Raw genomic sequence first — 10,462 nt, forward strand, 5'->3', positions numbered from 1 at the left:
ACGATAATCAAAATGTATATCTGCAACTAAAGGAATGCTTATTTTTTGTTTAATTTTTGATAAACTTTTCGCGGATTCAATGTCCGGAACCGCCACCCGGACTATCTCACAGCCGAAATCTTCCAATTTTTTTATTTGGTTTATTGTTGAAGAAACATTTTTTGTATCGGTGTTTGTCATCGACTGAACTGATATGCGGTTTCCCCCGCCGATAACAATTTCCCCGACTTTTACTTTTCTGGTTTGGTTTCTATTAAACATTATTTTCCAAATGTCAGCCCTAAACGGGCAAGATCCGAATAAGTCGCAAAAATAAAGATAAAAACAATTAAGCTCAAACCCACGAAATTTGAAACCTGAACCACTTTTTTGTTCAAAGGTTTGCGTGTTACCGCTTCAACCAGGGCAAGTACTATATGCCCGCCGTCAACCAACGGTATAGGAAAAAGGTTAAAAAGCCCAAGGGCCACAGATATTACCGCAAGAAAATTAAGCAGATTTTCAATACCTGCTTTTGCCGCTTTTGCCAAAAGCTGGACGACCCCTATCGGGCCGGCAACTTCCGGCTTTTCCCAGCGGATTATTTTGTCCCCAAGATATTTCAACGTGTAGATTGTCTGAAAAACCACCATCTTAATGCCATAGCCGAACGAACTAATTAAACTGACTTTTTTAGTTTCAATGCTGGGAGCAATTCCTACAAGCCCGATTCCTGAAGCCGGGTCTTTTAGAGGAACTACAAATATTTGCATAGATTTTTTTTCTCTTAAAATATTTACTTTTATCTTTTTGCTGGGATTTTTATGAATAACTTCCGCCATCTGCTGCCAATCTTTTATGGGGATTCCGTTGATATTTTCAACCGTGTCACCGGGCAAAATCCCTGAAAGTTTCGCGGGATAACCTTCCATAACATCTCCAATAGTAGGTTTATTAGAAGGAATTGAAAGCCCCCAGAAATAGAAAACGATAGTAAAAAGAAAAACCGCAAGGACATAATTCATAAACGGCCCAAAAAAGGCGATAATAAGCCTCCTGTACCACGGTTGGGACATAAATTCTCCGGGTGATCCGGTAGCGGTATTAATGTCTTCTCCGGGCAATTTGACCATCCCCCCCAAAGGGATAGCGCATATAGAATACCTTGTTTCGCCGTAAGTATATCCGATTATTTCAGGGCCAAATCCAAAAGAGAATTGTTCTACTCTTATCTTGAACTTTTTTGCCATCATAAAATGGCCCAATTCATGAATAAATACTAAAAGCCCCACGCCAAAAACAGTAGAAAGAATTTGAAAAATAGTTATACTGTATCCGAATAAATGTATCATTTTTTAGTGTTTTATCTCCTTAATAATTTTTAAAGCCGCTTTTCTTGAATTCAGATCCGAATTAAGAATCTGTCTTATATTCGGATTTTTATTCAACAGATGTTTATCCATCACTTTTTTAACAACTTTAGGTATCTGAGAAAATGATATTTCTTTTTTCAAAAATTTTTCTACGGCAACTTCATTTGCCGCATTCATTGCCGCCGGCATCGTTCCGCCTGTTTTGCCTGCTTTTAATGCGAGTTCAAGGCTCGGGAAACGCTTAAAATCGGGGACATCAAATTCCAGTTTCTTAATCCGGGTTAACGAAAGTTCTTTTACTCCTGATTTGATTCTTTCAGGAAAGGTCAAGGCATATTGTATCGGAAGCCTCATGTCCGGGTTAGATAACTGCGCCAAAACCGACCCGTCAACAAACTGAACCAAAGAATGAACTATAGATTGAGGATGTATTACAATCTCTATATTTTTGAGAGGCACATTAAATAAATGGCTGGCCTCAATAGCTTCAAGCCCTTTATTCATAAGTGTTGCGGAATCAATTGTAATTTTTTTTCCCATCTTCCATGTCGGATGAGAAAGCGCTTCTGCAACTGTTACTTTTGAATGTTTAGTTTTGCTTTTTTTGTAAAACGGCCCTCCCGAAGCTGTTAAAATTATTTTACTGATAAATTTATTTTTTTCATTTTTCAAACACTGGAAAACAGCCGAGTGTTCGCTGTCAACGGGAATTATGGTAACGCCGCATTTTTTTGCGGCATCCATTATCAGTTTTCCTGCTACTACAAGAGCTTCCTTATTTGCAAGAGCTATTTGTTTCTTGCTTTTGATTGCTTCAAGCAATGGCTCTATGCCGATAGAACCCACAACCGCCGACAAAACAAAATTGCTAGAATGATGTTTCGCGGCTTTAATCAACCCTTCAATTCCAAAGACAACTTCAGTTTTAAGATTATTTTCCCTGCACCAACTTTTAAGTTCAATACAGTCTTTTTCAAACCAGACAGATGCGATCTCCGGCCTAAATTCCCTTATCTGATCCTTTAGCCGCAATATATTAGAAAATGAGGAAAGGCCAACTATTTTCAGGCTTTTTATTAAATGCCTTGCCACATCCAGCGCTTGTGTTCCTATTGATCCGGTTGAACCCAATATAACAACTTTTTTCATATTATTTGAATATCGTTAAATAATAATACAATAAAGGCGCAGTAAACAAAAAAGAATCAAAACGATCAAGCATGCCGCCGTGCCCCGGCAAAAGATCGGCGGAGTCTTTGACTCCGGCATCCCTTTTAATAAGGGACTCGGCAAGATCAGAAAATTGCGAAACTAAAGATATGAAAAAACCTAACAATAATGATTCTATTAAAGAAAAATCATTTTTTAGAAATAAATATCCGAATAATCCCGCCGAAAGTGTCCCTGTGATGATGCCCCCGAATGTCCCTTCAACAGTTTTTTTGGGGCTTACAGTTGTAGCAAGCTTATTTTTCCCCAAACGCACGCCGACCGCATATGCCCCGGTATCAAGTATCCATATCACAATAAAAAGAAAAAATACATAAAGCATTCCGTTTGGTTTCAGGCTGCGGAGAAGAAGAAGATGTCCAAGCATCCACGGAATAAAAAACATCCCGAAAAAGGTTACAGCCATAGTTTCAATGGAATGTTCTCTTTTTTTCTTAAGCATTTCTACGGCAAATACCGGTATCAAAAAAAGACTTAAGAAAGCGGCAGTACTTTGATTTAAGGACGCAGGGCCGAAAGACGTACCGCTAAGAAACACAAATAAGAACAAACAAAGCCCCATTATTATGCCGATAAAAGGTTGAGATGAATATTTTGTTCTAACAAGGACAAAATATTCCCACAGAGCTAAAAAAACCACTCCGCACATAAGAATAAAAAAAGGAATATTTCCCCAGTATATTGAAAGAAGAACCAGGGGTATTCCTATAATGGAAGTTAAAAGTCTCGGAAGAAGCATAAAGAATCCTTTGAAACCGTTACCCGTCACCAGTAATAACTATAAAATCTAAAAATCATGTTTACAGACAGTTCCCCCATTGAGCCGCATATGAGCGAGATTTTTTTAGGGAGTAGTCATCGAGGACTGTTTGAAGCCCCTCCTGGCGAAGCCGAAGGGCAAGTTCCGCAGATGCCTAAAAAATATCGAGCGAATGGCTCACGGGGTGCATTTCTTTTGGTTACTTTTCTTTTTGCAAGAAAAGAAAAGTGAACCAGGGGTGCAGTCCCTCGACTTTGCTCGGGATGTTGAGCTTGTCGAAACAGGGCAGAAAAGCACCGCGACTTTGATTCTTTACCGAAGCACATTTCTAAATAGTGAAAAAGATCTAAAAAAAATGCTGGTCATTGCTGCTAAAGCACTGGCCAGCCTAATAAATTTTTCTAAATGCCGCCAAATCTGCGGTTTCTTCTTTGATATTCTATTATGGCGCTGTAAAGATCATTTTCATTAAAATCAGGCCATAAAACTTCAGTAAAATATAGTTCAGAATAAGCCAGTTGCCATAAAAGAAAATTTGAAAGGCGTTTTTCTCCCGAGGTTCTTATAAAAAGGTCAGGGTCAGGAATTCCTTCGGTATAGAGATTATCGGATAAATCTTTTTCTTTAATTTCTTTTAGCTTTTTTCTTAAAAGAAAATTTACGGCCCTTACAATTTCCTGGCGGCCGCCGTAATTAAGAGCAAGGTTAAGTAAAAGACCGGAATTTCTGCTCGTTTTCTTGATTACTTTATCAAGTTCTGTTTTGGTTCCTTGAGGTAATTTAGAAATATTTCCGATAACATTGAGCCGAATGTTATTTTTCAGCAGATTTTTTAGTTCTTTGCGAAGATAAGTTTTTAAAAGAACCATCAAGCTGTTGATTTCGGTTTTCGGCCTGGCCCAATTTTCAGTTGAAAAAGCGTACAAGGTTAAGATTTTTATCTTTAATTTTGCGCATGTTTCAACAATATTTCTGACAGCCTTTTCTCCTGCTCTGTGCCCTAAAATACGAGGAAGCCCTCTTTTTTTGGCCCAGCGGCCGTTGCCGTCCATTATAACGGCAATATGTTTCGGCAATTGAGAATGATCAATTTTTTCAATTATTAACACTTTTTTAAATTAATTTTTTGTTCCGTTAATGCAGCTAACCGGACAAACATCCATACAATCACCGCAATCCGTACATTTTGAACCGTCAATTTTATACTTGTCATCATCTTGCGATATCGCCGATTGCTTACACGCTGATTCACAAGCCCCGCATCCTGCGCACTGCACCTGATCAATAGAAAATGCCATTTTAAATCTCCATTATTTCTTTTTCTTTGAGCGCTATAACCTCATCAATTTTTTTAATATAGGAATCTGTCAACTTTTGAGATTCTTGTTCAGCTTTTATTTGTTCATCTTCGGTAATCTTTTTTTCTTTTTCGGCTTTTTTGATATTCTCAAGGATTTCTCTTCTCACATTTCTGATTGAAACTTTAAAATCTTCCGCCATTTTGTGTACCATTTTAATTATTTCCTTACGGCGATCTTCAGTCAGTTTAGGAACGGAAATCCTGATTATTTTTCCGTCATTATTCGGAGTGATACCCAGCTCGGATTTTAAAATGGCTTTCTCAATGTTCCCGCTTTGAGAAATATCCCAGGGACGTATTTCTATAGTCCTTGAATCGGGAATACTTAAGTTCGCAAGCTGATTTATAGGCATTGAAGTCCCGTAGCTTTCAACTTTAATCCCTTCCACAAGCGCTACGTTTGCCCTGCCTGTCCGCAAAGCCGCGAAATCGTTTTTCATTTTTTCTAAAGCTTTTTTCATGGGCTCTTCGCCCTGAGCAACAATAGTTCTGAAAATCATACAAGGCTCCTTGATCCAATTTAACCGGATTTAAATCCTGTTAATACAGACCTTTAAGAAACTATCGTTCCAATATCTTCGCCTGACAAGACTTTGGATAAACTCCCCTTTTTGTGAAAATTGAAAACAATTATCGGAAGTTCATTATCACTGCATAATGAAAATGCCGCGGTGTCCATAACTTTAAGTTTTTTGCTTATAGCTTGCGAAAAACTTAATGTTTTAAACTTTTTTGCATTTTTATTTTTTTTTGGATCGTCGTCATAAACCCCATCAACCTGAGTCGCCTTAAGCAGCACATCGGCCTTAATCTCCGCTGCTCGTAATGCAGCCGTAGTGTCTGTAGTGAAATAAGGATTGCCCGTGCCCCCGGCAAAAATTACCACTGTTTTATCTTTCAAATATTCCATAGTTTTATCTTTTGAATATTTTTTCACAAAATTTGAAACTGTAAATGCTGACTGCACTTCGGACGACACCCCGATTTTTTGCAGCGTCTCTTTAAGGGCAAGGGCATTCATAACAGTTGCAATCATACCGATCTGGTCAGCTGTTACCCTATCCATATTCTTGCTTGCGCCCCGCCAGATGTTTCCTGCACCTATCACTATTCCTATTTGAATATTTTTTTCGTAAGCGGATTTGATTTCAACAGCAATTGACTTAACCGAATCGGGATTTATGCCGATGCCGTCTCTTCCCGCCATCGCTTCTCCGGATAATTTTAGCAATATTCTTTTATATTTCATTTTTTGGTTTTTTTTAACGCAATAAGTAATAAATATTTTTAAAAACCGCTCAATATTCGCCCAACACAAAACGTGAAAAACGACGAATCATAATATTTTCGCCGATCTTTGCAACGGCATTCGTTATTAAATCTTTAACCTTTTCTTTGCCCGAAGTATCCCTTATATATGGCTGATCCAAAAGACAAACTTGAGAATAAAATTTTTCCAGTTTACCTACAATAATTTTATCCCAAACATTTTCAGGTTTTCCTTCTTCTTTAAGCTGGACTTTATAGATTTCTTTTTCTTTTTCAATGACTTCGGCAGGAATGTCCTCCCGTTTGATGTATAGAGGATTTGCTGCGGCTATCTGCATAGCTATTTCTTTTGCGAGTTTTTGAAAATCTTCAGTTCTTGCGACAAAATCTGTTTCACAGTTTATTTCAACAAGTACGCCAAGCTTCCCGCCGGCATGTATATATGAGTGCACCAAACCCTGTTTTGCAACCCTTTCGGCTTTTTTCACGGCAGACGCAATACCTTTTTCCCTTAAGAATTGTATTGCCTTATCAATATCGTCCTTAGCATGCGCAAGAGCAGTTTTACAGTCCATAATTCCTGCTCCCGTCATTGAGCGAAGTTTTGTAATTAAATCAGTTGATGGGCTCATTTTGTACCTCTCCTTTATTTTTTGATTTTGTTTCGGTCTCTAAAACTTTTTCTGTAGCTATATTTTCTTCTGAATCAGATTCTGATCTATCAAGATTTGAAGAACTTTCTTCTTGTTTGTTTAATTGCCCCTTTCCTTCTAAAACGGCATCCGCCATTATGGAACAGAAAAGTTTTACTGCTCTGATAGCGTCATCATTTCCGGGTACCGGATAATCAATCAAGTCGGGATCGCAGTTTGTGTCACATATGGCAACAATCGGGATATGAAGTTTTCTTGCCTCAGCCACCGCGGTAGCTTCTTCGGAAGGATCTACAATGAAAACTATTCCCGGCAATTCTTTCATTTCCTTTATTCCTTCAAGCGATTTATCCAGCCGTATTCTTTCTTTTTCTTTCTGTGACTCTTCCTTTTTGGATAAAAGTTTAAAGACTCCTTCAGCTTTCATCTTTGTGAGTTCATGAAGTCTTGATATTGATTTTTTAATGGTTTCAAAATTAGTAAGTGTTCCTCCAAGCCAGCGGTCGCATACAAAAAAAGCGCCGCACCTCAAAGACTCTTCTTTAAGAGGAACTTGCGCCTGTTTTTTAGTGCCTACAAAAAGCACGGATTTTTCTTCAGATACCGAATCCCGCACAAATTTATACGCTTTTTTAAGTTCTTTTACGGTCTTCTGCAGGTCCACGATGTGTATCTTGTTTCTCGTTCCAAAAATGAATTTTGCCATTTTGGGATTCCATCTTCTAGTCTGGTGTCCAAAATGAACACCTGCTTCCAGCAACGCTTTCATTGAAATGTTTGACATTCTCTTACTTCCTCCTTTTCGGTTTTTTCCCCTGCCGTTTAGTCCACCCTGCTTTCTTGCCCCGTGGAATGCAAAGCATTCCCGGGACCAAAGTCCCTGAAATCGTTTCTGATTTCTAGGGGCGAAAGCAAGAAGGGGGACTGCGGGGGACCTCCACCGCGTTCAGCTTTCCATTGGCCCGAACTCATCAAGAGCTTCAGGGACCCCAAAGGAAATCCCGCGGTGTGTTTATTTTGAGCTAAATATTTTATCAAATTTTCGTTTAATCTGCAAGGAATTTCTAGCGGTAAAAGAGAGTTTATCCAAAGGTATTTACCCGCCCTACGCAGAAAGCCCCTGACTCTTGTCGGGAAATGGATGAGAAGAAGGGTATCCGCCGTAGCCCTTCGACTTCGCTCAGGACAGTGAGCCTGTCGAACTGCTGTGTCATCAATACGGTGAATAACCGTGTTTTTTGATGACACGAATAGCGTAGGCGGATGCTTCGGCGCCTGCCTCGCCGGCGGGCGGGGATTCCGCCGAAGGTGGAGCATATGTCCTCGACCCATAGGATCTATGGGCCCGAGGGCCGCCGAATCCTGTCGGCGCGGCTCCACTATTTTTCCATACTTGATAATTCCATTGATTTTAAGAAGTCTTTATTTGATTTAGTTGCCGAGACTTTTTCTAAAAGCATCTCCATAGCTTCAATAGGATTTAGCGTCGAAATAACTTTCCTCAGTATCCAGACCTTATTAAGTTCGTCTTCACTCAAAAGAAGTTCTTCTTTTCTTGTGCCGGACCTGGTTATATCTATAGCCGGGAAAATTCTTCTGTCAGCAAGTTTCCTGTCAAGATATACTTCGGCATTTCCGGTACCTTTAAACTCCTCAAAAATTACGTCATCCATTCGGCTTCCCGTTTCAACAAGGGCTGTGGCAATTATTGTTAAACTTCCGCCTTCTTCAATATTTCTTGCGGCTCCGAAAAACCGTTTGGGCCTTTGCAGCGCGTTTGAATCCAGTCCTCCTGAAAGCACTCTTCCGCTTGAAGGAATAACTGTATTATAAGCGCGAGCTAAACGAGTAATAGAATCCAAAAGGATTACAACATCTTTTCCGTGTTCTACAAGCCTTTTTGCTTTTTCTAAAACCATTTCAGCAACCTGAATATGGCGGTCGGCCGGTTCATCAAATGTTGAAGAAATAACTTCCCCTTTAACTGAACGCTGCATGTCTGTAACTTCTTCCGGACGTTCATCAATAAGAAGAACCATCAAAACTACCTCGGGATGATTTTGAGTTATAGAGTTTGCAAGTTTCTGCAAAAGTACGGTTTTTCCTGTCCTCGGCGCCGCATTAATAAGCATTCTTTGGCCTTTGCCAAGAGGGATCATTAGATCCAGAACTCTTGTGGAAAGTTCGTCGCGATTTGTTTCCAATACAATTTTTTTGTTCGGGTAAAGAGGGGTCAGATTATCAAAAAGGGATCTTTCCCTGATATTTTCTAAATCCTGGCCATTTACAGACTTTACCTGTAAAAGGGCGAAGAACCTTTCCTGGTCTTTCGGAGGGCGGACATAACCCGAAACTGTATCGCCTTTTCTTAGAGCAAACTTCTTTATCTGGGAAGGGGAGATGTAAATATCGTCCGGACCCGGCAGATAGTTATAATCCGGCGAACGCAAAAAACCGAATCCATCGGGTAAAATTTCCAAAACTCCTTCGTCATAAAGTAAATTGTTTTCTTTAGTTTGGGCCTCTAAGATTTTTGCAATAAGCTCCTGCTTTCTTAAGCCCGCAACGGGTTCCATTTTTAGTTCTTTTGCAATGTTGATAAGCTCATTGATGGTCTTTTTAGAAAGAACCGTTACATCCATTAATTTGTTGTCCATCGAATCCTCCTATATTCGTTAATACATAAGGGCAGTAATTACCCATTAGTAATTAAAGATTTGTTCATAAGCTATTCAGAAATTAAATGATTTATTTTAAAATGCGATTAGAATAATTAAGTGCCCACAAAAGAAATCCGCGATTCAATTGAATATCAGTCATGCAAAAACTCTGAGATTGTCGTGCAGGCGGATAAATTCATAATAATTAGGCAAGTTTAACTAAGCCCCATAACTGCAAAAAAATGCATGCGCTTAAGACCATTTTTTATTGATTTTTTATACCTTAGGCAAGATCACTTAGGATTTGAAATTCAAAAGGCAACCATATTATACTTATTAAAAATATTTTGTCAATACCATGTCAGCGGATAGTTAGTTTGTAAATATTATCATTAAATATTAGAAACAAAACTAACTACCCGCTTTACAATAATTTTATTTACCAGCGTGTGCCGCCCCAGCTTCCTTTTCTTTTTTTACCGCTATAACTGCCGCCTCCGCCTCCACTGCCGCCGCGACCGCCTCGAAAGCCTCCGCTATTACCGCCGCTTCTATTATCAGATTTTGGACGAGCTTCGTTTACGGTTAAAGGCCTGCCTTTTAAATCTTTGCCATTAAGCCCTGTTATTGCTGCCTGAGCCTGTTCTTTTGAAGGCATTTCAACAAAACCAAAACCTCGCGATTCACCGGTAAATTTATCTTTAATTACTGAAGTAGTTGCAACTTCTCCAAATGCTGCAAATGCCTGCTGTAAATCTTCCGAAACCACTTCGCGAGCTAAATTGCCGACATAAATGTTCATTTGTTTCTCCTTTTTTTGAAAATTGGATCCCCGATTATCCGCCCAGGGCGGACGGGGATGACCTTTCAGGTCACTTAATCCTTACCCCTTACCACTTATCACTTACCCCTTTACCACTTACCCCTTTTTTTACTCGCTCGCCATCCCTCCTAAAAACAGCAAGAATTTTCTGACGTTACATTTTATTTTTTCCAAATTTGCAAAAACGGCGCGGTATGTTTCTTATTGTTTGCCAAAATAATTCAATTTCGCTTATTTTTGTCTGTCTTTTCCTTCAAGTTTGTCAAAACAGCTCGCCATGCACCACTGTAGTACATGGCGGAGAGAGTGTATCCTCCGCTAAAGCTACGGATTACCAAAAATGTGGGAGTTTAGT

General features: G+C 39.3%; 12 protein-coding genes. All 12 read right to left on the reverse strand.

Annotated features, from left to right (window positions below; genetic code table 11):
• A partial coding sequence (locus NT145_01735) for a flavodoxin-dependent (E)-4-hydroxy-3-methylbut-2-enyl-diphosphate synthase (GenBank protein MCX5781414.1) occupies positions 1-261 on the reverse strand: 261 nt, incomplete at its 3' end.
• Entirely contained in the window at positions 261-1,331 is a 1,071-nt protein-coding gene (gene rseP, locus NT145_01740) for an RIP metalloprotease RseP (GenBank protein ID MCX5781415.1), read from the reverse strand. The genes rseP and NT145_01735, both read right to left, overlap by 1 nt.
• 3 nt (positions 1,332-1,334) lie before the next feature.
• On the reverse strand, positions 1,335-2,501 hold the full coding sequence (locus tag NT145_01745) for a 1-deoxy-D-xylulose-5-phosphate reductoisomerase (protein ID MCX5781416.1): 1,167 nt from the start codon (positions 2,499-2,501) through the stop codon (positions 1,335-1,337).
• 1 nt (position 2,502) lies between these two features.
• Positions 2,503-3,321, reverse strand: a complete 819-nt coding sequence (locus NT145_01750) for a phosphatidate cytidylyltransferase (protein MCX5781417.1) — start codon at positions 3,319-3,321, stop codon at positions 2,503-2,505.
• Positions 3,322-3,743: 422 nt separating this feature from the next.
• On the reverse strand, positions 3,744-4,451 hold the full coding sequence (locus NT145_01755) for an isoprenyl transferase (GenBank protein ID MCX5781418.1): 708 nt from the start codon (positions 4,449-4,451) through the stop codon (positions 3,744-3,746).
• Between the two features lie 9 nt (positions 4,452-4,460).
• Entirely contained in the window at positions 4,461-4,640 is a 180-nt protein-coding gene (locus NT145_01760; protein ID MCX5781419.1) for a 4Fe-4S binding protein, read from the reverse strand.
• Between the two features lies 1 nt (position 4,641).
• Positions 4,642-5,202 carry a ribosome recycling factor gene (gene frr / locus NT145_01765; GenBank protein MCX5781420.1) on the reverse strand — a complete coding sequence of 187 codons (561 nt, stop codon included), beginning with the start codon at positions 5,200-5,202 and terminating at the stop codon, positions 4,642-4,644.
• Positions 5,203-5,255: 53 nt separating this feature from the next.
• Positions 5,256-5,951 carry a UMP kinase gene (pyrH, locus tag NT145_01770; GenBank protein MCX5781421.1) on the reverse strand — a complete coding sequence of 232 codons (696 nt, stop codon included), beginning with the start codon at positions 5,949-5,951 and terminating at the stop codon, positions 5,256-5,258.
• 49 nt (positions 5,952-6,000) lie between these two features.
• Complete coding sequence (gene tsf, locus NT145_01775; protein MCX5781422.1) at positions 6,001-6,603, reverse strand: translation elongation factor Ts; 603 nt, start codon at positions 6,601-6,603, stop codon at positions 6,001-6,003.
• Positions 6,587-7,408 carry a 30S ribosomal protein S2 gene (rpsB, locus tag NT145_01780; GenBank protein MCX5781423.1) on the reverse strand — a complete coding sequence of 274 codons (822 nt, stop codon included), beginning with the start codon at positions 7,406-7,408 and terminating at the stop codon, positions 6,587-6,589. The genes tsf and rpsB overlap by 17 nt, the downstream gene beginning before the upstream one ends.
• Positions 7,409-8,003: 595 nt before the next feature.
• Entirely contained in the window at positions 8,004-9,281 is a 1,278-nt protein-coding gene (gene rho, locus NT145_01785; GenBank protein ID MCX5781424.1) for a transcription termination factor Rho, read from the reverse strand.
• Between the two features lie 442 nt (positions 9,282-9,723).
• Positions 9,724-10,086 carry an RNA-binding protein gene (locus NT145_01790; GenBank protein ID MCX5781425.1) on the reverse strand — a complete coding sequence of 121 codons (363 nt, stop codon included), beginning with the start codon at positions 10,084-10,086 and terminating at the stop codon, positions 9,724-9,726.
• Positions 10,087-10,462: the final 376 nt, after the last annotated feature.

Source organism: Elusimicrobiota bacterium (genome assembly GCA_026388075.1).
GTDB lineage: Bacteria > Elusimicrobiota > Endomicrobiia > Endomicrobiales > JAPLKN01 > JAPLKN01.

Coding starts and splice junctions, on each gene's coding strand:
- rseP (MCX5781415.1), bottom strand. CDS start 1,331: ATGATACATTTATTCGGATACAGTATAACTATTTTTCAAATTCTTTCT.
- NT145_01745 (MCX5781416.1), bottom strand. CDS start 2,501: ATGAAAAAAGTTGTTATATTGGGTTCAACCGGATCAATAGGAACACAA.
- NT145_01750 (MCX5781417.1), bottom strand. CDS start 3,321: ATGCTTCTTCCGAGACTTTTAACTTCCATTATAGGAATACCCCTGGTT.
- NT145_01760 (MCX5781419.1), bottom strand. CDS start 4,640: ATGGCATTTTCTATTGATCAGGTGCAGTGCGCAGGATGCGGGGCTTGT.
- frr (MCX5781420.1), bottom strand. CDS start 5,202: ATGATTTTCAGAACTATTGTTGCTCAGGGCGAAGAGCCCATGAAAAAA.
- pyrH (MCX5781421.1), bottom strand. CDS start 5,951: ATGAAATATAAAAGAATATTGCTAAAATTATCCGGAGAAGCGATGGCG.
- tsf (MCX5781422.1), bottom strand. CDS start 6,603: ATGAGCCCATCAACTGATTTAATTACAAAACTTCGCTCAATGACGGGA.
- rpsB (MCX5781423.1), bottom strand. CDS start 7,408: ATGTCAAACATTTCAATGAAAGCGTTGCTGGAAGCAGGTGTTCATTTT.
- rho (MCX5781424.1), bottom strand. CDS start 9,281: ATGGACAACAAATTAATGGATGTAACGGTTCTTTCTAAAAAGACCATC.
- NT145_01790 (MCX5781425.1), bottom strand. CDS start 10,086: ATGAACATTTATGTCGGCAATTTAGCTCGCGAAGTGGTTTCGGAAGAT.